The organism is Chitinophaga sp. 22308, from assembly GCF_052045305.1.
Lineage (GTDB): Bacteria > Bacteroidota > Bacteroidia > Chitinophagales > Chitinophagaceae > Chitinophaga > Chitinophaga varians_A.
The window spans coordinates 1,315,671-1,339,590 of record NZ_JBQEOP010000001.1; the positions used below are offsets into that span (position 1 = coordinate 1,315,671).

General features: G+C 48.9%; 23 protein-coding genes. 20 read left to right on the top strand and 3 right to left on the bottom strand.

Annotated elements, in window-relative coordinates; translation table 11 throughout:
* The first annotated feature begins 50 nt into the window (after positions 1-50).
* Positions 51-980: an AraC family transcriptional regulator gene (locus ACTJJS_RS05600; RefSeq protein ID WP_168868933.1), complete on the top strand. Its 930-nt coding sequence runs from the start codon at positions 51-53 to the stop codon at positions 978-980.
* Here the strand turns inward: ACTJJS_RS05600 and ACTJJS_RS05605 are convergent.
* The 3 genes from ACTJJS_RS05605 to ACTJJS_RS05615 are packed head-to-tail and all read right to left on the bottom strand — an operon-like array spanning position 977 to position 3,912.
* Positions 977-2,272 carry a radical SAM protein gene (locus ACTJJS_RS05605; RefSeq protein WP_440662797.1) on the bottom strand — a complete coding sequence of 432 codons (1,296 nt, stop codon included), beginning with the start codon at positions 2,270-2,272 and terminating at the stop codon, positions 977-979. The genes ACTJJS_RS05600 and ACTJJS_RS05605 overlap by 4 nt on opposite strands.
* Positions 2,273-2,276: 4 nt before the next feature.
* Positions 2,277-2,864, bottom strand: a complete 588-nt coding sequence (locus tag ACTJJS_RS05610) for a hypothetical protein (protein ID WP_440662798.1) — start codon at positions 2,862-2,864, stop codon at positions 2,277-2,279.
* A gap of 4 nt (positions 2,865-2,868) precedes the next feature.
* Entirely contained in the window at positions 2,869-3,912 is a 1,044-nt protein-coding gene (locus ACTJJS_RS05615; protein ID WP_168868930.1) for an agmatinase family protein, read from the bottom strand.
* A 238-nt stretch (positions 3,913-4,150) separates the two neighbouring features.
* On the opposite strand from ACTJJS_RS05615, the gene ACTJJS_RS05620 reads away from it, so the two are divergent.
* The 19 genes from ACTJJS_RS05620 (at position 4,151) to ACTJJS_RS05710 (ending at position 23,811) form a co-directional block, all read left to right on the top strand.
* Positions 4,151-4,549: a cytochrome c maturation protein CcmE domain-containing protein gene (locus tag ACTJJS_RS05620; RefSeq protein ID WP_168868929.1), complete on the top strand. Its 399-nt coding sequence runs from the start codon at positions 4,151-4,153 to the stop codon at positions 4,547-4,549.
* Positions 4,550-4,656: 107 nt separating this feature from the next.
* A complete protein-coding gene (gene ccsA, locus ACTJJS_RS05625; RefSeq protein WP_440662799.1) occupies positions 4,657-7,185 on the top strand; it encodes a cytochrome c biogenesis protein CcsA in 2,529 nt (842 codons plus the stop codon).
* Positions 7,186-7,290: 105 nt separating this feature from the next.
* A complete protein-coding gene (locus ACTJJS_RS05630; RefSeq protein ID WP_440662800.1) occupies positions 7,291-8,295 on the top strand; it encodes an alpha/beta hydrolase in 1,005 nt (334 codons plus the stop codon).
* A gap of 91 nt (positions 8,296-8,386) precedes the next feature.
* Complete coding sequence (locus ACTJJS_RS05635) at positions 8,387-9,016, top strand: DUF4294 domain-containing protein (RefSeq protein WP_168868926.1); 630 nt, start codon at positions 8,387-8,389, stop codon at positions 9,014-9,016.
* A gap of 18 nt (positions 9,017-9,034) precedes the next feature.
* Positions 9,035-9,535, top strand: coding sequence for a hypothetical protein (locus ACTJJS_RS05640; RefSeq protein ID WP_440662801.1), 501 nt, complete (start codon positions 9,035-9,037; stop codon positions 9,533-9,535).
* 48 nt (positions 9,536-9,583) lie between these two features.
* Positions 9,584-10,312: a bacillithiol biosynthesis deacetylase BshB1 gene (bshB1, locus tag ACTJJS_RS05645; RefSeq protein ID WP_168868924.1), complete on the top strand. Its 729-nt coding sequence runs from the start codon at positions 9,584-9,586 to the stop codon at positions 10,310-10,312.
* 146 nt (positions 10,313-10,458) lie between these two features.
* Positions 10,459-11,364 carry a serine hydrolase gene (locus tag ACTJJS_RS05650; protein ID WP_440662802.1) on the top strand — a complete coding sequence of 302 codons (906 nt, stop codon included), beginning with the start codon at positions 10,459-10,461 and terminating at the stop codon, positions 11,362-11,364.
* Between the two features lie 423 nt (positions 11,365-11,787).
* Positions 11,788-12,342 (top strand): peroxiredoxin, encoded by a 555-nt coding sequence (locus ACTJJS_RS05655; protein WP_168868922.1) that lies wholly within the window; start codon positions 11,788-11,790, stop codon positions 12,340-12,342.
* Between the two features lie 73 nt (positions 12,343-12,415).
* Positions 12,416-13,003: a carboxymuconolactone decarboxylase family protein gene (locus tag ACTJJS_RS05660; protein WP_440662803.1), complete on the top strand. Its 588-nt coding sequence runs from the start codon at positions 12,416-12,418 to the stop codon at positions 13,001-13,003.
* A gap of 205 nt (positions 13,004-13,208) precedes the next feature.
* The gene (gene rpmB, locus ACTJJS_RS05665; protein ID WP_078670880.1) at positions 13,209-13,445 is read left to right on the top strand and encodes a 50S ribosomal protein L28; all 237 of its coding nucleotides are present in this window, start codon (positions 13,209-13,211) and stop codon (positions 13,443-13,445) included.
* Between the two features lie 30 nt (positions 13,446-13,475).
* Positions 13,476-13,658, top strand: a complete 183-nt coding sequence (gene rpmG, locus ACTJJS_RS05670; protein ID WP_074238941.1) for a 50S ribosomal protein L33 — start codon at positions 13,476-13,478, stop codon at positions 13,656-13,658.
* A 71-nt stretch (positions 13,659-13,729) separates the two neighbouring features.
* Positions 13,730-13,903, top strand: a complete 174-nt coding sequence (locus ACTJJS_RS05675; protein ID WP_078670879.1) for a DUF4295 family protein — start codon at positions 13,730-13,732, stop codon at positions 13,901-13,903.
* Between the two features lie 233 nt (positions 13,904-14,136).
* Positions 14,137-15,099 (top strand): signal recognition particle-docking protein FtsY, encoded by a 963-nt coding sequence (gene ftsY / locus ACTJJS_RS05680; protein ID WP_168868920.1) that lies wholly within the window; start codon positions 14,137-14,139, stop codon positions 15,097-15,099.
* A gap of 214 nt (positions 15,100-15,313) precedes the next feature.
* Complete coding sequence (locus ACTJJS_RS05685; RefSeq protein ID WP_168868919.1) at positions 15,314-16,195, top strand: cupin-like domain-containing protein; 882 nt, start codon at positions 15,314-15,316, stop codon at positions 16,193-16,195.
* Positions 16,196-16,549: 354 nt separating this feature from the next.
* Positions 16,550-17,857, top strand: a complete 1,308-nt coding sequence (gene rimO / locus ACTJJS_RS05690; RefSeq protein ID WP_440662804.1) for a 30S ribosomal protein S12 methylthiotransferase RimO — start codon at positions 16,550-16,552, stop codon at positions 17,855-17,857.
* A 78-nt stretch (positions 17,858-17,935) separates the two neighbouring features.
* The gene (locus tag ACTJJS_RS05695; protein WP_440662805.1) at positions 17,936-19,699 is read left to right on the top strand and encodes a DEAD/DEAH box helicase; all 1,764 of its coding nucleotides are present in this window, start codon (positions 17,936-17,938) and stop codon (positions 19,697-19,699) included.
* A 223-nt stretch (positions 19,700-19,922) separates the two neighbouring features.
* Positions 19,923-21,863 carry a 1,4-alpha-glucan branching protein GlgB gene (gene glgB / locus ACTJJS_RS05700; RefSeq protein ID WP_440662806.1) on the top strand — a complete coding sequence of 647 codons (1,941 nt, stop codon included), beginning with the start codon at positions 19,923-19,925 and terminating at the stop codon, positions 21,861-21,863.
* 303 nt (positions 21,864-22,166) lie between these two features.
* Complete coding sequence (locus ACTJJS_RS05705) at positions 22,167-23,072, top strand: DUF4382 domain-containing protein (protein ID WP_168868915.1); 906 nt, start codon at positions 22,167-22,169, stop codon at positions 23,070-23,072.
* Between the two features lie 112 nt (positions 23,073-23,184).
* Positions 23,185-23,811, top strand: coding sequence for a toxin-antitoxin system YwqK family antitoxin (locus tag ACTJJS_RS05710; protein WP_440662807.1), 627 nt, complete (start codon positions 23,185-23,187; stop codon positions 23,809-23,811).
* The last annotated feature ends 109 nt before the right edge of the window (positions 23,812-23,920 follow it).

Sequence of the window (23,920 nt, forward strand, 5' to 3'; positions counted from 1 at the left end):
ATATTGTCCGGGAATAGCTAATTTTGCCTAAAAAGGAGTAAAATTGGTAAATGAAAGTAATTCAATTTACTGTTCCGGTAGCTGAGGAAGGGTCTGTGGTCATCCAGGAGGACATACTTCCTTATTTCTACAATTACCTGCACCGTCATAAAGAGGCGCAGTTGACCCTTATTATCAAAGGGGAAGGCACCCTGATTGCGGGCAGCTATACCCAGCCGTTCAAAGCCGGCGATATTTATGTGATCGGCGCCAACCAGCCGCACATGTTCAAGGGCGATGCCCGCTACTTTGAAAACCTGAAAGAGAAAAACATCCACGCCATCCATATTTTCTTTGACCATGACAATGCGCTGAAAGGCATGCTGGCTTTGCCGGAGCTGGAGTCTGTCCGCAAGTTCCTGCAACTGACCCGTTCCAGCCTGCAATTGCCGGCGGCATATGAGGAGAAAACAGCGGCGGAAATTATGCGGCTCTGTAAACTCACCGGGGCGGAAAGGCTGTTTGCCTTTATGTCGCTGCTGACTTATTTCTCCCGCCAGGTGAAGGACTGGAAGTCATTGTCCACCGGCTTCCTGCGTCACGCCTACAGTGAATCGGAAGGACTGCGGATGAACGATATTTATCAGTATACGCTGGAACACTACGCGGAAAACATTTCTCTCGCCAGAATCGCTTCGGTGGCGCATCTGACCACTTACGCCTTCTGTAAATATTTCAAGAAGCACACCCGTAAAACATACCTCGAATTCCTCAACGAAATCCGTATCAACGCGGCCTGCAAGAAAATCATCAATGGCGATGCGGAAAGTATTGCCTCTGTGGCATATGCAACGGGATATAACAACCCTATCACGTTCAACCGGGTATTCCGGAAAGTGACGGGCATGTCACCGTCCGCCTATGCGCGTCAATACCGTTTCGGGCAAGAGAACGCGCATAGGAGCGGCTTTATCAGTGAGTGGGAGGAAGTAGCGCTTTAGTGAGCGAAATCGGCCATGTAGTCACCTTTGATGCGTTCCATGGGCGGGTTGAAATATCCAAACTTCAGGTCCGGAAACTCTTCATGTATCATTTCCTGTAACTGCTTAATGCCCATGCAGGGGCCAGGCTCGGTAATGCCCAGTTTGCCCAGGTACCAGTCGGGATCGATATTGAAATTGCGCCACTGGATCATGTTCAGGCCGGTTTCCCGGATCAGTTTACGCAGGGCTTCATATTCGTCTTCCGTGTCGGTCATCCCCGGAAAAACAAAATAGTTGATGGAAGTCCATCCGTTAAATTCCCGCACTACTTTCAGGCTTTCGATGATATCCTCAAACACGTAGTTATTGGGACGGTAATACGGCGTGTAATATTTCTCCTGGGCGGAGTTAAGGCTCACACGGATACTGTTGAGGCCTGCTTCGCAGAGGGCGCGCACCGCATCGGGTTTGCTGCCATTGGTGTTGATATTGATACTGCCTTTAGGCGTATGCTTGCGTATCTGAATGATAGACTCACGGATGGTTTCCCACATCAGCAGTGGTTCGCCTTCGCAACCCTGGCCGAAGCTCACGATCGGGAAAGGGGCTGTTTCCAGGTGCGGTACGGTATATTCCACGATTTCTTCCGCGGTAGGCTTGAAACGGAGGCGGTCCTGCGTGGACACGATGGTCTCGTCTTCCGGCTGGAAGGAGATACAACCTACGCAGTTGGCGTTGCAGGCCGGAGAGGAAGGAATCGGGCATTCCCATCTTCCCATGAAATAGTTACGGGCGGCGGGGCATTCATACGTGAGGGCGCAGTTTTCTGCCAGGTGCTTTACCAGCCTGTTGTGCGGGTAAGCCTCTATCAGCTGGTTAACGCCTTGTTTTACTTTTTTGGCGTCAAAGCCGGCACATTCCTGGCGGATATCGGCTTCGATACGGGTAGCGGGCACATAAAATTTGCCGTCGAGCCAGCCTACTGCGGTGTAACAAAACAGCGGCAGGGTGGGAGCGTCTGGCATGGTTTCATACGCTGCGAGGTAAAAACCGGTATGGGCAGGCGGAATAAACGCCGCTACGGCCCAACCTTTGTCACACAGGCCCATTTCACCGGTGGCAACGTCGATTCCGATACCACGGCGTCCGGGCAGTTCATACAGATTACCGCCTTCAGGAAGCTCGATCCATTCTTCCGGATCAATTGGGAAAGCATCCCAGCCACTGCGGCCCACTACCTCCATAGAGGTGTCTTCAAAGATGTTTCCTTTCCCGTCGGAGTATAATATGTAAGGTGTTTGTTTCAGCATAAAATTAGTTAAGTCTTTCCCGGAAAAATCCGTTCATTTTTTCACGTTCTTCCTGTCCGGGCTCATCCAGTATTTCCAGCTGGATGATCTTGTTGGATTTGAAATCCATAGTGAACAGGTCATTCCGCAAAATTACATTATTCAGCTCGTTCCAGCCAATGCGTTTCTCAGAGAACGTAGTGGGCAGGGTAATACCGGTATTGTCCATTTTCACGTAAACCGGCTGGAAGATCTTGTATTCCATCCAGCCGATGTAGGCGATACCAATGCCTACCACGAACATCAGCAGGCCGGTAAGGGGCTGCTGATGCCCCAGGAAATACAGGCTGCCGCTTACGCAGATAAATGCCTGTATCAACCTCGCGATACTGTTGGTTTCACTGAATTTCCGAGTGCGCTTCACGATAAACGGGAAGGCGAGGGAAAGCAGTCCTACGGCCATAAAAAAGCCTACCAGCAACCAGTTGGGCTGAGCTCCCCTGTAGCTGCCTATGGCATCGAAGAGGAACAGGATGCCTACAAGGCCGTGCATGACCGGCAACAGCCGGAGCCTGCTGGCTGTTGCCGGCTGCATGATACGCAAACTATACATATGGTTATGAATTAGCGCTGACCAGCAGGTTACAGAGTTTGAACAGTACGCGCGCACCTACGTTGGCGTCCCAGTCGTCATGAGAGGCACTCACCTCGTTGAGGTCAAAGCCAATCAGCTGACGGCCGCTGGCCAGCAGGCGTTTGAAAAGATAATATATCTGCTCTGCCTCAAAACCGCCGGCTACCGGGGTACCGGTGTGCGGGCACAGTTTAGGGTCGAGGCCATCGATGTCGAAGCTGATGTACACCTGTTGCGGCAGCGTTTCCACAATGCTGTCGCAGATGGATTTCCAGGTTTCACCTTCAAACTGGCGTTCTTTGATTTGTTTGTCGAAGAATGTCACCACGCGGCCGTTGCTGTCGTTGATATAATCCACTTCTTCTTCGCAGTAGTCACGGATGCCCACCTGTACCAGTTTGGTCAGTTGCGGCACTTCCGCCAGCGCGTTGTACATAATGGAAGCGTGGGAGTACTGGAAGCCTTCATAGCTGTCACGCAGGTCGCAGTGGGCATCTATCTGAAGAATGCCAAAATCGCCTTTATGTTCGCCGATGGCTTTAAAGAAGCCCAGCGGGGTGCTGTGGTCGCCGCCGAGCAAACCTACCAGCTTGCCTTTTCCCAGCAGCTGTTTGGTCTGGTTGTATACCCACTCGTTCATGGCACGGGTGCCGTTGTTGACGTCCACCAGCGTTTTCTTCAGGAATTCATTTTCAGAGATATCTCCGCCTTCGGTCAGGAATTTCAGGTACAGTTCCGCTTCCTTGCGCAGGTAATCGCTGCGCAGCAGCAGATGTTTGTCTGGTTCACGCATGAAAAAGCCCTGTTTCCAGCCATCCTTTACATCGGCATCGTACAGGTCCACCTGAAAGGAAGCCCTGAAAATACGTTCCGGGCCGCGAGCTGTACCATTACTATAGGATACGGTCACTTCCCAGGGTACAGGCAACAATACCAGCCTGGCCTCTTCTTCAGAAAAAGGTAAACCAAAAACGTTGTTGGACAACAGCCCCACCGAGTTAGGGTCAAATTGAGATAAATCAGCCATGATATAATCTTACTTTTCAAAATTCCGCGCAAAGATAGGATTATGTTTACTTACAGCCTTCCTTCCCATAAAAAGAATTGCCTTTTATATAAATTTTGTCGGAAGACGGTCATTTTGCGTTAATTTTGCCCCGTGAATTGGAAAGAGATAAATGCAGGTAGGGTAAGATAACTGGAGAATCGTTGCTGGTAGCGGATTTTACAACCTGTGTCACAACAATAGGGAAGATAATTTTCATATGAAAAAAACAAATATTATTCTGCTGGTGGTCATTGCGGTTGCAATTGGTGTGATTGTAACCATGGTAGGCGATTTTAGTACCTATGAAACATTTGCCACAGCACGTGAGAAAGAGGGGAAAGAGTTCCATGTGATCGGTAAACTGGACACCCTGCAGGCGATGCATTATGATCCTATAAAGGACGCTAACTTGTTTAGCTTCTACGTTCACGATAAAACAGGCGAAACCCGCAAAGTCGTTTTCTACGGCGCCAAACCTACCGATTTTGAAAAAGCGGAGTCCGTGGTCCTCACCGGAAAAATGGATGGAAATGAGTTCCATTGCAGTAAAATTCTCATGAAATGCCCGTCTAAATATAAGGACGACCAGGTTGTCGTAGGCAACAAACAGCTTTAAAAAATTTCGGATTTAGATATTTTGTCATTTAGTTATTTATTGATTTTCAATAATGAAATAGCTGAATAATAAAATATTTAAATTCTTCAATCTATATACCATTTCTCATGAAATTTGAAGGGGAACACTTATTGCCGGGCCAATTGGGCCATTTCTTCGCCATTCTGGCATTTGTAGCATCATTGGTAGCCACGATCTCATATTATAACGCTGTTAAAGTCAAAGAGCCGCTGGTACGTGATTCATGGAAAAAGCTGGCCCGCTGGGCATTTGTGATACAGTCAGCCGCCGTGATAGCTGTCTTTAGCTGCCTTTTCTATATCCTGTCCCATCACTATTTTGAATATAAATACGCCTGGCGCAATACTTCCCGCGACCTGCCGACACAATACCTGTTCTCCAGCCTCTGGTCCGACCAGGAAGGCAGCTTCCTGCTCTGGAGCATCTGGAACAGCATCCTCGGTATTATCCTGATCCGTACTTCCAAAAACCTGGAAGCGCCGGTGATGACAGTCTTCTCCCTCGCACAGCTGATAATGGCGAGCATGTTGCTCGGTATCTTCATCCTGGGCTATAAAGTGGGCAGCAACCCGTTCATGCTGCTCAGACAGGCGCCTGAAAACCAGGCTGCGCCTATCTTCCAGGAGGCTAACTACATGCAGCATATTCATGATGGTAACGGGCTTAACGTCACCCTGCAGAATTACTGGATGGTGATCCACCCACCAGTACTGTTCCTGGGCTTCGCTTCCATGATCATTCCGTTTGCTTTCGCTTTCGCCGGTCTCTGGACCCGCGATTATACCGGCTGGGTAAAACCGGTGCTGCCATGGACATTGTTTGCTGTGGCGCTGCTGGGCACCGGTATCATGATGGGCGCCGCCTGGGCGTATGAGTCGCTCAATTTCGGCGGCTACTGGGCATGGGACCCGGTGGAAAACGCTTCCCTTGTTCCGTGGCTGACCATGGTGGCCGGTCTGCATACGCTGCTGGCCTATAAACACACCGGCCATGCGCTCAAATCGACAGTCTTCTTTTTCTTCATATCCTATGTGTTGATCCTGTACTCCTCTTTCCTTACGAAGAGCGGCGTACTGGGCGACACTTCCGTGCACTCTTTTACCGATATGGGCATGACGGCACAGCTGCTGTTCAGCATGCTGGTGTTCACCATACCTTCCATCTTCCTGTTGATCGCACGCAGAAAAGAAATCCCGGGCAACAATAAAGAGGAAAGTACCTACTCCCGTGAATTCTGGCTGTTCGTTGGTTCCCTGATCCTGCTGATTGCGGCCATCCAGATCACTTTCACCACGTCTATCCCTGTATGGAACAAGCTGTTGTCTTTCACCGGCCTGAAAGGACTGTTTAAAATGGACGATATTGCGCCGCCATCAGACGTAATGTTCCACTACAACAAAATCCAGATCTGGATCGCCATTGTACTGGGCGTGCTCACCGCTGTGGTACAGTTCCTGAAATACAAAGACACCCCTAAAGGGTTCTTTACCCGCAAAATCTGGGTGCCTACCGCGCTGGCGGTGGTGTTCACTGCCCTGATCGCCTGGAAAGGCCCCATCACTTACGATAACTATGGTGCAGGTTTCCTCACCGCTATTTATATCATGCTGTTCGCCAGCATCTATGCCATCACTGCTAACTTCACCTATATCTTCAGCGGCCTTAAAGGCAAACTGAAAAGTGCAGGCGCCTCTGTAGCGCACATCGGTTTCGGTATGGTGCTGTTGGGCGCATTGATCTCTTCTTCCAAAATGGAGGTGATTTCCATCGACAGAATGAAGATGCTCAACGATGGCTTCTTCCGTAAGGAAAGCAAGCAAAACCCGCGTGAGAATATTATGCTGCCGAAAGATGTACAGGTGCAGATGGGCGATTATCACGTGACCTATGTAGGCGACTCCATCGCAAAAGGAGATCCTAAAACCTACTACGTGATGCACTACGAGCGTAAAGACAAAACCACCGGCGAAGTGAAGGAAAGATTTACCCTTTATCCCGATGCATTTGTCAACCGCAAGGAAAATGCGCTGTCGTCCAACCCGGCGTCCAAGCACTATCTCACCAGGGATATCTTCACCTATGTGTCAGCTGCGCCTAACAAAGCGGAAGCTGCTGCTGCAGACACCACGGCTTATGTGGCACATGAGATAAAAGTAGGCGACTCCATTTTCTTCTCTAAAGGTTTCATGGTGCTGAAAGCACTGGAGCCGGCGCCTAAAAACAAAAACTACGTCGCCGAGAAAAATGATCTGGCAGTAGGCGCTAAACTGGAAGTACATACACAAACAGATGACCACTTTAACCTGCAACCGGTTTACTTTATCCGCGACAGCAGTTACCAGTACAGCGTGGAAGACACACTGGCCCCGCTGAACCTGAGCGTACGTTTTACGAAGATCATGCCCGCTGAAAACAAAATCGAGCTGAAAGTGAAAGAGACAGCCGGTTTCAGTGATTATGTGGTCATGAAAGCGCTGGTATTCCCTTATATCAACGTGTTGTGGCTGGGTGTTATCATCACGATCGTAGGTACGGGCATGAGCATTGTACAACGTACCAGGAAATCAGAAAGAAACAGCAAAGCACCAACGAAGAAAACACCGGTAAATATTTAAGGATTTTTTGATTAGTTAATACAGGGGGCCCGGATTGCTTGAAAATTTTACGTAGATTTTCAGGTAATTCAGGTCCCCTGGTCATTTAAATCAATTCATCCCACTATGAAGCGATCGCTGCGCATATCGTTGCTCCTTATCGGCATCCTGTTGGCCGTATTGTTCTTTGTGGGCCCGCATCCCGCTACTCCGGTGTATTCGCTCACCCTGCCGCCGGTGCCGCAGGAAGGCCACGCGCTGGAACAATATATCCATGACCGGGAAGCCGCTCACCGGCTGAAGCCGGACAACGAAGCCCGCATTGTATGGGCAGATTCAGCTTTTCAGCCCACGCCTTATGCGGTGGTGTACCTGCATGGTTTTTCTGCCAGTCAGGAAGAAGGGGACCCTATCCACCGCGATTTTGCCAGACGTTACGGCTGTAACATGTTCCTCAGCCGGCTGGACGGCCACGGTATCGATACCTCCGATGCGCTGCTGACCATGACGGCCGACGGTCTGTGGCGGGATGCCAAAGAAGCCTTGCAGATAGGGAAGGCGTTGGGCCGTAAGGTGATCCTGATGGGCACTTCCACCGGCGGTACCCTGGCCCTGAAACTGGCTGCCACCTATCCGCAGGACGTGTACGCCGTTATTAATATGTCACCCAATATAGCCATCAACGATGACCTGGCCTTTCTGGCCAATGATCCCTGGGGGTTACAACTGGCCCGGCTGGTAAAGGGCGGCAAATACAAGGAGTCCGGCGATACCAATGCGCTCAGGGCACAGTACTGGAACAACAAATACCGCCTGGAGGCAGTGGTACAACTGCAAAACCTGCTGGAGACCTCCATGACGCCCGCTACTTTTAAAAAGGTACATCAGCCGGTATTGAACCTGTACTATTATAAAGATGAAATGCATCAGGACCCCACCGTTCGTGTATCCGCTATCCTTAAAATGGAGCAGGAGCTGGGTACGCCCGACAGCCTGAAGGATGCAGTGCCCATTCCGGGCGCAGGCGCGCATGTGATGGGCAGCAGGCTGACCGGCCATGATCTGCCTGCTGTGGCCAATGCGATCAACCAGTTTGCCGATTCGGTATTGAAAATGAAGCCTGTGCATTGACCGGTTTTTCAAGCCCTTTTTAGTTGTTATTTAATCTGAAATGTTTTTTAACTTGTGGTAACATTTACCCATTAGCATCGTTAAAAATAGTATGCATCGTCGCCGTAAAATCCTTTTCTCCGCCATCCTGATCGCAGGCAGCTTTTGTTGCCGCCAGGAAGCCAGCGCACAGTCGCAGGCGCCTCATGGCGTGGATACCGTGGCCCTGCATGCGGTCGTTGTAGGACATGACACCATTCCGGTGATCACCCTTGCGATTTTCGATGTGGTGGACAAAATGCCCAAAGCCCTGCGGAAAGAAAAGGAACGTTATAACCGCCTGCGCAACGCGGTATATGTTACCTATCCTTATGCCCGCACGGCCGCCCGTCTTCTCAAGGACGTGAACAGCCGCCTCGCTACCATGTCTTCCAAAAAAGAGCGAAAAGCGTTCCTCGCTTCCAAGGAAAAGGAAATGAAGGAACAGTTCGGGGACAAACTGCAAAATCTCTCTGTATACCAGGGTAAAGTGCTCATGAAGCTGATTGACCGGGAAACCGGCCAGAACTGCTATGAGATCATCAAAGAGCTCAAAGGCGGTTTTAATGCCCGCGTATGGCAAACAGTGGCTTTTTTCTTTGGCGGCAACCTGAAAAGCGATTATGATAAGCAGGAGGACAAGGATATTGAAGTCATTGTCCAGGAGCTGGAAATGTACCAGCGGTACCGTGCTTATAATTAATATGGCTATCTTAGCTGTATGAAGAAAGCCAGGATATTGTTATGCGGCCTGTTGTTGACCACGCTCGGCGCAATGGCGCAAAATGAAGAAAATGATGTGCCGGTGTATGTAATAGACAGTGTACCGGCCACGCCCGCCCTGATGGAAAACCTTCCCCCTGACCAGATTGGTCTGATCACCATTGCACACGGACAAAAAGCTATTCTGAAATATGGCAGCCAGGCTGCCAACGGTGTGGTATATGTGGAAACCAAGCCCTTTGCACGCAGAAGGGTACGCCGCCTGCTCAGCACCGCTTCGCCTGCATACGACAGCCTGTTGCGCCGTTATGGCAGCGACAGCAGCTTTCAGTATATCGTTAATGACCATGTCATCACCCCCACAGACGAAACCCGCCTGATGACGGTGGACAACAAGACCTTTGTTTCGCTGGAAATAGTGTCCCCAAAGGTACTGGAAGAGCGCTATCACCTTAAAAACCGCCAGGCCGGTGTACTGATCGTCAGCACCGAAAAGTGATGCCATAAGCAATTATTTCCCATCTTTGCACCTCAATTTATTTACAGCATGAAACTGGATATACTCGCAATCGCTGTACACCCGGACGATGTGGAGCTGGGATGTGCAGGTACATTGATGATACACGCGCAGCAAGGCATGAAAACAGGCGTTGTGGACCTTACCCGTGGAGAACTGGGTACCCGTGGCACGCCTGCCTTACGGGAAAAAGAAGCACAGGACGCTGCTAAGATCATGGGCCTGGAAGTAAGGGAAAACCTTGGTCTGGCTGATGGCTTCTTCAGAAACGACACCATGGAACAAATGGCGATCATCACCGCCATCCGTAAATACCAGCCGGACATTGTGCTGGCCAATGCGATGGATGACCGTCATCCGGACCACGGCCGCGCTGGCAAACTGATTGCCGACAGCTGCTTCCTGGCAGGCCTGCGGAAAATAGAAACGTCCGTGGATGGCGTGGCACAACAGGCATGGCGCCCTAAACAGGTGTTTCATTTCCTGCAGGACCGCTATCATGAGCCTGATTTTGTGGTGGATATTACGCCGGTCATGGAAAGAAAACTGGAAGCCATCAAGGCGTTCAGCTCACAGTTCCTGGCGCCGAAAGACAACGAACCGCAGACTTACATTTCCGGTTCCGGCTTCTTCGACAGCGTTGTTTACCGCGCCAAAATGCTGGGCAAAATGGTGGGGGTGGACTACGCCGAGGGCTATACGTCTGCCAAAATGATCGGCATCCGCAATTTCGCAGACCTGATCAATGAAGTGACCTGATAACGGTCACGCCAATACGTAATTATGACCGGCACAGGCCGGAAAGATATCACCCCGGGGCCTTTGTGGCGCCCGGGGTTTTGTATTATATTGGATGACAGGACACACTGATTGTTTCATCCCCTTCGGGGTAAATCAACCAAAATATGCAAAAGACCCTCTTTTTCCTCTTTTTCGCGGTGGCAGTGCAGACTGCCCTGGCGCAGCAGACAGACAAGCGGCTGTATGACAAACTGGCGCCATTGCTGGCGGCGCATCATGGCCAGGCGGGTGTGTACGTCCATCACCTCAAAACCGGCAGTACGGTAGCTATTAACGCTGATACGGTATTTCCCACGGCCAGTATGGTGAAGATGGCGATACAGGTGGGCATATTCAACAAGCTGCAGGAAGGGGCGTTGCAGTACCGTCAGCTGCTGACATACCGCGACTCACTATTGTACCCGGGAGATGACATCCTGGGCGCTTTCCGTGACAGTCAGCAGATAACACTGGACAAGGTGGTGATGTTGATGCTGACGATGAGTGACAATACCGCCAGTTTGTGGCTGCAGGCGCTGGCCGGGGGAGGGGCGCAGATCAATGCATGGTTGGAGACCCATGGTTTCGCGCATACGCGGGTCAATTCCCGGACGCCGGGAAGGGCAGGGGACTGGAAAATATATGGGTGGGGGCAGACCACTCCGCGGGAGATGGCTATGCTGATGGAGCAGATCTATAAGGGGGAAGTTGTCAGCCATGCGGCGAGTGAGCGGATGTACCGTAATCTTACCCGTAATTTCTGGGATACGGAAGGGTTGCGTATGGTACCGCCGAATGTCCGTACCGCTTCCAAAAACGGGGCGGTAGACGCGTCCAGGTCTGAGGTGGTCCTGGTCAATGCGCCGCACGGCGACTATGTGTATTGCATCATCACAAAAAACAACGCGGATCAGCGTTGGGACCGGGATAACGAAGCCTGGGAACTGTTAAGGAAGGTAGGGGGTGCAATATGGCAGCATTACGAACCAAACAGCAAATGGAGTCCTGACCCCGGTCCGGGGCAGTTTTGATCGGCACAATGGGACCGGCTAAACACTAGATGAACAGATCTTTGGTAGCGTCAAATTCATCCTGTTTGATGATGCTGTTTTTAATAAACGGAATCAAAGCTAGTCCAATCGTAATAATCACCAGTAATACGTATTTCTTTTTCATTTCCATGCTGTTGTTGAATTTAAAAATCTCTGCTTATATAACTAAATAGCGTGCCAAAAAGTTACAGAAATAGCATTAAAATGTTAAGTCAGGAAGATTTTTTTTGATTATAGGGAAAACGGCTGCGGATATCCTTCCTGTGCCTGTTAAAAGGAACATATATAGACAAACTCAATGTCACATTTTAAAAATCTATTTGACTAATAATGAATGTAAAGTGATCTTTGCGCCGGTAATTGATAAAATGCCTGTTTGTAAATCAAAAATCGATATAGAATATGAAAAATGTTATCTTATCCGTAGGGTCTGAGTTTCCCGAATTCAAAAAAACGGCCGTTGTTTCCATCGAAAAGGGTAAAGAGTTTTATGATCTGTCTTCCGAAGAGCTGAAAGCTTCCGGTAAATGGATGGTGATGTTCTGGTGGCCTAAGGATTTTACTTTCGTTTGTCCTACTGAAATCGCCGAATTCAACAAACATGCACAGGATTTCGTTGACCGTGACGCGGTACTGATCGGTGCTTCTACCGACAGCGAGTTTGTACACGCTGCCTGGAGAAGGGACCACGAAGATCTGCGTGACCTGAAATTCCCGATGCTGGCTGATACTTCCAAATCCCTGGCTACTGAACTGGGCATCCTGGAAGCCAACGAAAAAGTGGCTTACCGTGCTACTTACATTGTAGATCCTCAGGGCATTGTACGTTGGGTGTCTCTGTACGACCTGTCTGTAGGCCGTAACGTAAAAGAAGTACTGCGTGTGCTGGACGCATTGCAGACAGATGAGCTGTGCCCTTGCAACTGGAACAAAGGCGAAGCTACCCTGGCTGTTTAATTTTATCTGAATAATAATCCGCAAAGCAGCAAAGGACCCTTTGCTGCTTTGTTTTAAATAAACAGAACAAATTATGTTTGCAACTACAAATCAGGATACGGCAGTACAGCTGCTGGAGGCCGTGGGCCTGGCAGGGACAACCCCTTCCGCAAGCCTGCAGGCGCTGGTGAATGCCGATGCGCGTTACCTGAAAGACTTAAAGATAAACGTTACCAATGCCCTGAATGCGGGCACACTGACCAAAAAAGAGGCTTACCTGATCGGGGTGGCCGTGGCGGTCAATGATAAACAGCCCGTGTTGCAGGCTTCCTTTGAGAAACTGGCCACTGCTGAAGGAGCTACCGAAAAGGAAATCGCCGAAGTGATCAGCTGTACTTCCCTGATGAGCGCCAATAACGTGTTTTACCGTTTCCGTCACTTCGTTAACAAAGAGTTTTATACCGCTACGCCTGCGGGTATCCGGATGAGCATTATGGCCAACCCGGTTATCGGCAAAGAATTTTTCGAACTGTTGAGTTTGGTGGTATCTGCTTTGAACGGATGCGAAATGTGTGTAACTTCGCATGAAGAAGCCGTACTGAAACAGGGTACAGAGCAGCTCCGCGTATTGGAGGCCGTTCGCCTTGGCGCAGTACTGCGTAGTCTGGTCGTATTGTTATAAAATTTATATAAAAAATATTGACCTCATCCGGACAGATGTAAATTCGTCCTGCAACAATTGATTATCAATGGTTTGCGCTGTGTTTGTTTTTTAACTGGACACCTGGGATTAAACGGATTTAGACGGGTTGTGAATAAATTCATCTAATAATATTTGCAAAATCGATAAAAAAGTTTGACTTTTGCATTCCTAAATTTTTTAAATCATGGCAAGAGTATGTCAGGTGACAGGAAAGAAGCCGATTACAGGTCACCATGTTTCCTTCTCCAACATTAAGACAAAGAGAAGGTTTCTGCCCAACCTGCAGAAAAAGCGCTTTTTCCTCGCGGAAGAAGACAAATGGATATCTTTAAAGGTATCTGCTGACGGTTTAAGAACCATCAACAAAAGAGGTTTGTATGCAGTAGTCAAAGAATTGCGTGCAGCTGGTACGGAAATCTAATTCTAAGGACTCACTTAATTTGTATACACAATGGCAAAAAAAGGTAACAGAGTACAGGTAATTCTGGAATGTACAGAGCATAAAAACTCTGGTCAGCCCGGAACTTCCCGTTATATCTCCAACAAGAACAAAAAGAACACTCCTGAACGTCTGGAGTTGAAAAAGTACAATCCTATTCTGAGGAAAGTGACTGTACACAAAGAAATTAAATAAGTAATTGTTAAATGGTGAATGGCTGTTCTGGATAGCCATAGCGCCATTAGACCATAAAAACAATCAATACAATGGCAAAAGCAGCTTCAAAGAACTCGAAAGTAAAAGATGCTAAGGCAGCAGCTGAATCTAAAGTGTGGACTAAGGTAATCAGAGCGGTACGTTCTCCTAAAACCGGTGCATATACTTTCAAAGAAGCAATTGTGCACAAGGACAAAGTTCAGGAGCACATCAATCAAAAGTAATTCGGCTTTACTAATAATACTGAAAAGCTGTCCCGTTAAAGGACAGCTTTTTGTGTTGGTACCAGCCGTATCCCTCATTTTACCATAAGATTGTCTCTTTATCCCCTTTGGGTGCGATTGTTAACACAAAAGCTGTATTTTAGCAGCCTGTTTGGAACAGTTCGAATGCTGCCTGCCAGCACCCGGATAATGCAGATAAGGAATCAGAGATTCCAGCCCAATTAAACTAAACTATGAGTTTTTTCAACAAACTATTTTCCAGGGAAAAGAAGGAAAGCCTTGATCAGGGGTTACAAAAAACCAAAGAAAGCTTTCTCAGTAAGATAGGACGTGCCATCGCCGGTAAGTCGACCGTAGACACCGAAGTATTGGACAACCTGGAAGAAGCCCTGGTTTCTGCCGATGTGGGCGTTGATACAACGGTTAAAATCATTGACAGGATCGAACAAAGGGTAGCTAAGGATAAATATCTGGGAACCAGTGAATTAAACAGATTACTGAAGGAGGAAATTGCAGCCATCCTCGTGGATGCGCCCGATAGCGGCTTCCGTGAGTTTGATGTGCCCGCCGGTAAAAAGCCTTACGTCATCATGGTCGTAGGAGTGAACGGCGTAGGGAAGACCACCACCATCGGTAAACTGGCCTATAATTTCAAGAAAGCCGGTAAATCTGTACTGTTGGGCGCCGCCGATACTTTCCGCGCTGCCGCGGTAGACCAGCTGACCATCTGGAGCGAACGCGCAGATGTGCCCATCGTGAAACAACAAATGGGCTCCGACCCGGGAGCAGTGGCTTTTGATACGGTACAAAGCGGCGCTGCCCGTGATGTGGACGTGATCATCGTGGACACCGCCGGTCGTTTGCACAATAAAGCCCACCTGATGGAAGAGCTGGGAAAGATTAAGCGGGTGATGAAAAAAGTCATCCCCGACGCTCCCCATGAGGTGTTACTGGTGCTGGACGGTTCTACCGGGCAAAATGCCGTGGAACAGGCCCGTCAGTTCACCGCCGCTACAGAAGTGACTGCACTGGCAATCACCAAACTGGATGGCACCGCCAAGGGCGGGGTGGTACTGGCCATCGCCAACCAGTTTAAAATCCCGGTAAAATATATCGGTATCGGGGAAAAAATGGAAGATTTACAAGTCTTTGATAAAGAAGCGTTTGTAGAAACGCTCTTTAGTATAAATGATTGATTGTTATAGTATTGTGTGTGCTGTTTTGAAATCTGAATCAAGCCCACTTAAGATTTTACTTTAGGTAAATAAGGTATCCGGGCTTACCATTTAAGTCCGGATATTTAATTTTTGGCCACGTTTTCGCTCTTTACATTTTGTCCGTTTATAAGTCTGCATTTGTTACATTTGAATTATAGTATTTTTTTGTAATCCTACTTAACAATTCGTAGTTATGATCATAAACAACATAGACCGAGTTGACGACATTACACCTGAGGAGTTTCGCAAAAATTATTACTTACCCCGTAAACCCGTTGTCATCTCAGCAGCAGGGCTGAGTAAACAATCGCCTGCCTACAGCAAATGGACCTGGGACTACTTTAAGAGTATCGTCGGGGACAAGCAGGTGGGCGTTTACAATAATGAACGTGCCGGGGCCAATACACTGGTGAATGGAGCGGATGACTATATTACCTTCGGAGAATATATTGATATGGTTAAAAAGGGCCCGGTACAACTGCGGATATTCCTGTTCAATATTTTCCAACACGCCCCTCAGCTGGTACAGGATGTTGTTTGGCCTGACCAGTACGCTAAAGGTTTCCTGAAAAAATACCCGATGTTGTTCGTCGGTGGTGCCGGATCAGTGGCACATATGCACTATGATATAGATATGTCGCATATCTTCCACACCCAGTTCATTGGCCGTAAGCGGGTATTGCTGCTGGAAAATAACCAGTCCCCCTACATTTACCGCATGCCTTTTACGGTGGAAAGTGCTGCTTCGTTTGTCAACTGGCACGAAAAGCTGGACGAGGAACATTTTCCTGCGTTGGCCCACGCCAAAGGACTGACAACGATCCTTAACCACGGGGATACCCTTTTTATGCCTGGTGGCTACTGGCATCACATGGAGTACATGGATGGAGGTTTTGCGATGAGCCTCCGGGCACTGGACGACCTTGCCGGCAAGCTAAACGGACTATATCATATAGTCGGTCTTCGGGGCATCAATAACCTGATGATCAAACTGGCGCCGCAGTGGTGGTATCACAAGAAACGTGAACTGGCCCGCCAGCGTGCTGATAGAACCATGGCCCAGTTAGCTATTTAAATATTTAGGTATTTTACCATTTTATTACGGATTTTGGAGTTTTTGATGCCTGAATCCCGCCGTGGCGGGGGAGGAACACCTACTTCTCTATTTAAATATTGATAATGGAAGATGGTCTGCCATGGCATTAAATTCCAAAATCCGTAACTTCCCCAATCCGCAAATCCAATAATCAGATACCCAAATATCCAAATAACCAAATATTTTCCCTACCTTTGCACCTTCCTTACTCAACCCCCACTAAGGCTCAAAGTCACGTACAGTAAGTCTGCTGTTTTATACAATTAGTGTCTGTGTGTCTTCGTGGCGGTAGCTGGCCGCAAAAACCGGCCGCATGCTCTAAAACATTCGCCCTTGAAGACGAAAACTTTAAAGAAAGACAAGGTTAACATTATTACGCTTGGTTGTTCGAAGAACATGGTTGACTCAGAAGTGCTGAGCGGGCAACTGCTGGCCAATGAGATCGATGTAGTACATGAAAGCACCAAACGGGACCACAACATCGTGGTAGTGAACACCTGTGGGTTTATCGACAAAGCAAAAGAAGAATCCATCAATACCATCCTGGAACAGGTAGAACTGAAGCAACGCGGAAAGCTGGACAAAGTATATGTGACCGGCTGTCTGAGCGAGCGCTATCGTGGTGACCTGGAATCAGAGATTGGCGGCGTAGATGCCTGGTTTGGCACCATGGAACTGCCCATGCTCCTGAAAAAATTTGATGCTGACTACAAATCCGAACTGATCGGCGAGCGTTTACTGAGTACGCCTTCCCACTATGCTTATCTGAAGATTGCGGAAGGTTGTAACCGTACCTGTTCTTTTTGCGCCATTCCCCTGATGCGCGGCGGCCACGTGTCCCGCCCTATCGAGGAGCTGGTGAAAGAGGCAGAAAAGCTGGTCCGCTCTGGTGTAAAGGAAATCATGCTGATCGCGCAGGAACTTACCTATTATGGCCTGGACCTGTACAAACAGCGCCGCCTCGCCGACCTGATGCGCGCACTGGCGCAGGTGGAAGGCCTGGAATGGATACGCCTGCACTACGCTTATCCTACAAAGTTCCCGATGGAAGTGCTCGACGTAATGAACGAGTTCCCTAACATCTGCAACTATCTCGATATGCCGCTGCAGCATGCTTCCAATGCCATGCTTAAAGCGATGAAACGCCAGATCACCCGCGAAGAAATCGAGGAACTGGTCCACCAGATCCGCGCCAAAGTACCCGGTATCTGTCTCCGTACCACCCTGATCGCCGGTTTCCCCGGTGAAACAGAAGACGATGTGGAAGAACTGAAAGGCTTCCTGGAAAGAATGCGTTTCGACAGAGTAGGCGTATTCACCTACAGCCATGAAGAAGGAACCAGCGCTTATGAGCTGGAAGACAACATCCCGGCCGAAGAGAAAGAGAGAAGAGCGCAGGAGATCATGGAAGTACAACAGGAAATCTCCCTGGAGAAAAACCAGGAAAGGGTAGGTAAAATACTGAAAGTCATCGTAGACAAAAAAGAGGCCGGCAGATACCTGGCCCGCACCGAGTTCGACTCTGTGGAAGTAGACAATGAGGTGATCATCAGTACCACCAAACGCCTGAAACACGGCGAATTTGTGAACGTACGTATCACCAAGGCGTTTGACTACGACCTCGAAGGTGAACTGGTATAGAAAATATTTCAACAGCCCGCCGCCCGCAGGCGAAGGGCCCTTACATGGCTCCCGACGGAGCCCGATTAATGCAAATCAATGACAACATTTGAATCACTGGGCTTACAAGAGCCTATTTTGAAGGGAATTACGGACCTGGGTTTCGTTTCCCCAACACCGATCCAGGAACAGGCTATTCCCGTTCTTTTAACCGGAGACCGCGACTTTGTGGGACTGGCCCAGACGGGCACCGGTAAGACCGCTGCCTTTGGCTTACCATTGTTGCAGCAACTGGACCTGAAAATCAACAAACCACAGGGACTGATCCTGTGCCCCACACGCGAACTGTGCCTGCAGATCACCAACGACCTCAAAAACTTCAGCAAATATCTCGGTGAAGTAAACATTGTGGCGGTATATGGCGGTTCCAGCATCGTGCAACAGCTGCGCGAACTGAAAAGAGGCGTACACATTGTGGTAGCCACCCCCGGCCGTCTGCTCGATATCATCGACCGTGGCGCCGTTAACTTCGACAACGTACGTTATGCCGTACTGGACGAAGCCGACGAAATGCTGAACATGGGATTCCAGGAAGACATCAACAGCATCCTGTCCAACACCCCGGAATCCAAAACGACCTGGCTGTTTTCCGCTACGATGCCACAGGAAGTGCGCCGTATCGCGAAAAAGTACATGGAAGATCCGTTTGAGCTGACCGTTGGTACTAAAAACAGCGGTAACGCCAACATCGAACACGAATACTATGTGGTGCGTCCACGTGATAAATATGCTGCCCTGAAACGTATTGTGGATTATAATCCTGATATCTTCGGTATCATCTTCACCCGTACCAAAATTGAATCCCAGGAGATCGCTGAATCCCTGATCAAGGACGGTTACAATGCCGACGCCCTGCATGGAGACCTGACCCAGCAGCAGCGCGACAAGGTGATGAAACGCTTCCGCGAAAAAGCCTTGCAGGTACTGGTAGCTACCGATGTGGCTGCCCGTGGTATCGACGTTGACAACGTAACGCACGTGATCAACTACGATCTGCCGGATGATGTGGAAAACTACACGCACCGTAGCGGCCGTACCGGCCGTGCCGGTAAATCCGGTGTATCCATTGCCATTATCGGCGGCCGTGATACCGGGAAAATCCGCCAGATCGAAAGAGTGATCGGCAAAAAGTTTGTGAAAGCTGAAGTGCCCGATGGCTTTGCTGTTTGCGAAAAACAACTGTTTGGCCTTGTGCATAAAGTGCACAACGTAACTGTCAACGAAGAACAGATCGAACCATACCTGGAACGTATATACGAAGAATTTGCTGCGATGACCAAGGAAGAGCTGATCAAACGCTTTGCTTCCCTGGAATTCAACCAGTTCCTCGAATACTACCAGGATGCTCCGGACCTGAACACGAAAGATGACAGGCGCGTCGGTGATGAAGGCCGTGACCGCCGTGGTTCCGGTAAATACACCCGTTTGTTCATCAACCTCGGTTCCGTAGACGATTTCAACCGCGGCGACATGCTCCGCTACCTGTGTGACAACACCGGCGTTCGTGGCAACAAAATCGGCCGTATTGATCTGAAAGGTGTTTACTCTTTCTTTGAAGTGGAAAATGATGAGCTGGAAAAAGTGACCCAGAGCTTCAAAAAAGTGGAATACAACGGTCGTGCTGTGCGGATTGAAATGTCCCAGGACGGTGATAAACGTGGCGGCGGCGGTGGCCGTTTCAACGGTAACAACCGTGGCGAAGGCGGTCCGCGCAAAAAAACATGGACCTCCGGTGGTCCGCGTTCCGGTGAAAAACGTGAGTTTTCCGGCGGCGGTAAACCTCCGTTTAAACGTAAATACTAAGTCGTTTTAATATTCTGATATTTGGGTATTTTGATATTCAGGCTGCCTCGCGCACCTGGATATTGAGATACCCAAATTTTTTTGTGTCGCAGTGTCTGGCCGGAAAATCTCTCAAATACCCTATTTTCGCAAATTCTTACATCTCAAATAACCAAAGATCTAAACGACAAATAGCCAAATTTAGACTATCTTGTTTATCCAGACACCCAATTTACACGTTACTATGACCGGAGTTATCAATCGCCCTTTGCAGTCAGTAGAACCATTTTCACTTTTTTCATCCGGAGATATTGCCCTGTTTCAGGCAGGGTCACATTACCGGCTATACGAAAAATTCGGTGCGCATACGCTCGAGTACGAAGGCGTAGCAGGCACCTATTTTGCCGTATGGGCTCCGGACGCCGCCTTTGTGGCCGTCATGGGTGATTTTAACAACTGGGACCATTACAGTCATACCCTTTTGCCCCGCTGGGACAGTTCCGGTATCTGGGAAGGGTTTATTCCCGGCGTGGAAGCCGGTAATCTGTACAAATACTTTATCCGCTCCAACAGCGGTGAAGAGCTTTTTAAAGGCGATCCTTATGCCACCCGGTGGGAGGTGCGGCCTAAAACAGCTTCCGTTGTACATCCGCTGGACCATACCTGGCATGACAAAAAATGGATGCAGGGCAGAAAGAAACACAACCATCTGAACAGCCCTTTTGCGGTATATGAAATGCATTTAGGGTCCTGGCGAAAGCCCGACCCCAACAACGAAGAGAGCTTTTACTCCTACGGCGAAATTGCCGCTATGCTGGTGCCTTATGTAAAGGAGATGGGCTTCACCCATGTGGAGCTGATGCCAGTGATGGAACATCCTTTTGACGGTTCATGGGGGTATCAGTTAACCGGTTACTATGCCGCTACATCCCGCTATGGTACGCCACAGGATTTTATGGAGATGGTGGAAGCTTTTCACCAGGCAGGCATCGGGGTGATCCTCGACTGGGTGCCTTCCCATTTTCCGCATGATGCGCATGGTTTGTACCGGTTTGACGGTTCCCATGTGTATGAATATGCAGATATGCGCAAAGGGTACCATCCTGACTGGAACAGCTATATCTTTAATTATTCCCGCAACGAAGTGCGGTCATTTCTGCTCAGCAATGCTGTTTACTGGCTGGACAAATTTCATATTGATGGCCTGCGGGTAGATGCAGTGGCCTCTATGATCCATCTCGACTATTCCCGGCAACGGGGCGGCTGGGAACCGAACGAACTGGGTGGCAATGAAAACCTGGAAGCGATCAGTTTTCTGAAAAAGCTGAATGAGACCATCTATGCCCTGTTTCCCGATGTACAGACCATTGCAGAAGATTCCACCAATCATTATGGTGTGTCAAGGCCCACTTTCGTAGGCGGACTGGGTTTTGGCATGAAGTGGATGATGGGTTGGATGAATGATACGCTGGATTATTTCAAAAAAGACCCCATTCACCGGAAATGGTACCAGAACGATCTGACATTTAGCCTGGTGTATGCCTTTAGCGAGAACTATATGCTGCCGCTGAGCCATGATGAAGTGGTGCATGGCAAATCGCCGTTGCTGTATAAAATGCCGGGCGACGACTGGCAGAAATGCGCCAACCTGCGTTTACTGTATGGTTATATGTATACGCATCCCGGCACCAAGTTATTGTTTATGGGCGGGGAGTTCGGACAAACTTCCGAGTGGAACTACAAACGTGAACTGGACTGGCACCTGTTGAAACACGCCACCCATAAGGGGATACAGGACTTTGTAAAAGACATCAACCGGTTGTACCGGGAATCCACCGCTTTGTATGAACTGCAGTTTGAAGGCGATGGTTTTGAATGGATGATCGTCAACGACTATGACAATTGTGTGCTGGCTTATATGCGCAAAGGGAAAGCGGCCGGCGATGTGATGCTGGTCGTGCTGAATATGACGCCGGTGCCCCGCGAACAGTATCCGGTGGGTATTCCGCTGGGAGGCTTGTGGGAAGAGGTATTAAACAGTGATCATCCCCGGTATTATGGAAGCGGGGTGATAAATACCGGTCAGTTGCATGCCGCGAAACAATTTTATAATGGCCGTGAATATACCCTGTCCCTGCGTGTTCCGCCATTGGGCGTAACCATATTGAAACCCGTTACTGCATAATTGTTTGACATACATGTTATTTGAATCCGGTATCCGGCACTGTCCGTGTACCGGATTTTTCTTTTCATGTCTTTAAACCTTTTCCTTTTTATTCTATCTATAATCTTGACGTTTGAGAGACTGCAATAAGAGGAGAGATACAAGCGTTTTTGTATAGCATATAGCAACTAGTCATCGCCTGGTAAACGAATCCGAAGACACCAAGAAGACCAACGATCCGGTGGTATTAACAGCCGGCTCCTATCTGCTAATAGCTATCATGCATCAGCCATAATTTTTTTATTGTATAAAAACCTACAAAGTATGAAAAGTACTCTCCTTAAACGGGGCTTGCTGGTATTGTCGATTCCAGTGCTGGCCGCCATCCTGTTGTACTCCTGTAAAAAAGACCAGTCTTCATCCACGGAGCCGATTCCCCAAAATCAGCAGAAGGTTAGTTTGTTTCTTTCAGATGATCCGGGCTTGTTCGACAAAGTAATGCTGGACATCCGTAAGGTAGAGGTATTGGTAGATACCTGCGGCAAGGCCGATGACGATAGCTGGAACGATAGCGACCGTTGCTGGTGGGACGAAGACCATGACCACGACCGTCAGGGCCGCGATTCCTGTCAGGTATGGGATTCCCTGAACATTCATCCGGGCGTGTATGACCTGCTGACGCTCCGTAATGGCGCTGATACTTTGCTGGCGGGCGGCCTGATAAAGAAAGGCGTGATGAAGCAGATCCGTATTACAATTGGATCTAACAATTCCCTTGTGAAGAACAGTGTGACTTACCCGGTTACTTCCGTGTCCGGCCAGTCAAAAATTATTGTAAGGATCAGGCATAACGAATGGGATGAAGTGTCTACCGACAATCTGCAGCTGTGGCTGGATTTCGATATACAGCGTTCCATTATCCGTACCTGGAACGGTAAATTCATCCTGCGTCCGTACATCAACGTATTCACTATCCTGAAAATGGGCAGCCTCTCCGGCCGCGTTACGCCCTGGGATGCCTACCCTGTGATCTCCGTTTACAACAGCAACAAAGACACATTGTATGCTTTGCCCTGGAGAAGTGGTGAATTCAAAGTGCGCGGTTTGAAAACCGGTACCTGGAACGTGTATGTGAACACGTCCAACGGGTATAAAGACACTACCATTAACAATGTGACCATTGAGCGGGGTAAGGATACCAAGCTGGGAGATATTACATTACATAAATAGTAACGCAACTAAAAAACAGCAAAGCCGGTGCACATCTCATGGTGCGCCGGCTTTTTTATTGCCCGGAGAAATGCATGTCAGAATTATTTAACTTGTGATAAAATAACAGTATATGCGAAAAATAATAGTGGGGACATTCATCGGGCTAATGGTGGCAGCCGCAGGGTACGCCCAGGGGCAGGCCGGACAGCCGCCTAAGCAGGCGAGGAACCAGAAAGATGCCCAGCAGCGCAAGCAGGGCTATTGGATAGAACAAGTGGAGGAGCTGCGTGGCGAACCGGGGTATATCTGGGAGGGGAACTATAAAAATGGCCGGAAAGAAGGCGTCTGGAAGAAAACGTCCCTTGGCGGGAATATCATTGCCGAAGAAACCTATAAGAACAATGTGCTGGACGGTTATTGCAAATACTTTTATCCTAACGGCAAGCGGGCCGAAGAAGGTGTTTATATGGCCACAGAAATAGAGGGGCAAAAAGACACCGTGATGGTGGTAGACCCTGTAAGTCAGCAGGAAACGCCGGTGGTGATTGTACGACAGGGCAATTCCGTGCGTAACGGCGTATGGAAGCTGTATGATGAAGATACCGGTAAAATGGCGAAGGCTTATTACAAAAGGGGAGAGCTCGTAACGCCGGAGGATATGGGGGAAGACAGCACTACTGTCGCAACGCCCCCTACGGCACCTGCTCCTGCGACTTTGCCCCACCAGGCAGCGGAGAAGCGGAAAAAGCGGAATTAAAAGGGTTGAACAAAATGAACGGGTTTTTGCGTCAAAATGAAGGATAAAAGTTGTCCATTTTAGCTTTTTATTTTGTACTTTCAGCAAGGAGTAAATGATGAATAAGGCT

Bases quoted from the DNA above. Each gene is read 5' to 3' on its own strand.
- ACTJJS_RS05605 (WP_440662797.1), bottom strand. From the start codon at position 2,272: ATGCTGAAACAAACACCTTACATATTATACTCCGACGGGAAAGGAAAC.
- ACTJJS_RS05600 (WP_168868933.1), top strand. From the start codon at position 51: ATGAAAGTAATTCAATTTACTGTTCCGGTAGCTGAGGAAGGGTCTGTG.
- ACTJJS_RS05660 (WP_440662803.1), top strand. From the start codon at position 12,416: ATGTTTGCAACTACAAATCAGGATACGGCAGTACAGCTGCTGGAGGCC.
- ACTJJS_RS05615 (WP_168868930.1), bottom strand. From the start codon at position 3,912: ATGGCTGATTTATCTCAATTTGACCCTAACTCGGTGGGGCTGTTGTCC.
- bshB1 (WP_168868924.1), top strand. From the start codon at position 9,584: ATGAAACTGGATATACTCGCAATCGCTGTACACCCGGACGATGTGGAG.
- ACTJJS_RS05650 (WP_440662802.1), top strand. From the start codon at position 10,459: ATGCAAAAGACCCTCTTTTTCCTCTTTTTCGCGGTGGCAGTGCAGACT.
- ACTJJS_RS05640 (WP_440662801.1), top strand. From the start codon at position 9,035: ATGAAGAAAGCCAGGATATTGTTATGCGGCCTGTTGTTGACCACGCTC.
- ftsY (WP_168868920.1), top strand. From the start codon at position 14,137: ATGAGTTTTTTCAACAAACTATTTTCCAGGGAAAAGAAGGAAAGCCTT.
- ACTJJS_RS05635 (WP_168868926.1), top strand. From the start codon at position 8,387: ATGCATCGTCGCCGTAAAATCCTTTTCTCCGCCATCCTGATCGCAGGC.
- rpmG (WP_074238941.1), top strand. From the start codon at position 13,476: ATGGCAAAAAAAGGTAACAGAGTACAGGTAATTCTGGAATGTACAGAG.
- ACTJJS_RS05610 (WP_440662798.1), bottom strand. From the start codon at position 2,864: ATGTATAGTTTGCGTATCATGCAGCCGGCAACAGCCAGCAGGCTCCGG.
- ACTJJS_RS05685 (WP_168868919.1), top strand. From the start codon at position 15,314: ATGATCATAAACAACATAGACCGAGTTGACGACATTACACCTGAGGAG.
- glgB (WP_440662806.1), top strand. From the start codon at position 19,923: ATGACCGGAGTTATCAATCGCCCTTTGCAGTCAGTAGAACCATTTTCA.
- ACTJJS_RS05630 (WP_440662800.1), top strand. From the start codon at position 7,291: ATGAAGCGATCGCTGCGCATATCGTTGCTCCTTATCGGCATCCTGTTG.
- ACTJJS_RS05710 (WP_440662807.1), top strand. From the start codon at position 23,185: ATGCGAAAAATAATAGTGGGGACATTCATCGGGCTAATGGTGGCAGCC.
- ACTJJS_RS05705 (WP_168868915.1), top strand. From the start codon at position 22,167: ATGAAAAGTACTCTCCTTAAACGGGGCTTGCTGGTATTGTCGATTCCA.
- ACTJJS_RS05675 (WP_078670879.1), top strand. From the start codon at position 13,730: ATGGCAAAAGCAGCTTCAAAGAACTCGAAAGTAAAAGATGCTAAGGCA.
- ACTJJS_RS05695 (WP_440662805.1), top strand. From the start codon at position 17,936: ATGACAACATTTGAATCACTGGGCTTACAAGAGCCTATTTTGAAGGGA.
- ACTJJS_RS05620 (WP_168868929.1), top strand. From the start codon at position 4,151: ATGAAAAAAACAAATATTATTCTGCTGGTGGTCATTGCGGTTGCAATT.
- ACTJJS_RS05655 (WP_168868922.1), top strand. From the start codon at position 11,788: ATGAAAAATGTTATCTTATCCGTAGGGTCTGAGTTTCCCGAATTCAAA.
- ccsA (WP_440662799.1), top strand. From the start codon at position 4,657: ATGAAATTTGAAGGGGAACACTTATTGCCGGGCCAATTGGGCCATTTC.
- rpmB (WP_078670880.1), top strand. From the start codon at position 13,209: ATGGCAAGAGTATGTCAGGTGACAGGAAAGAAGCCGATTACAGGTCAC.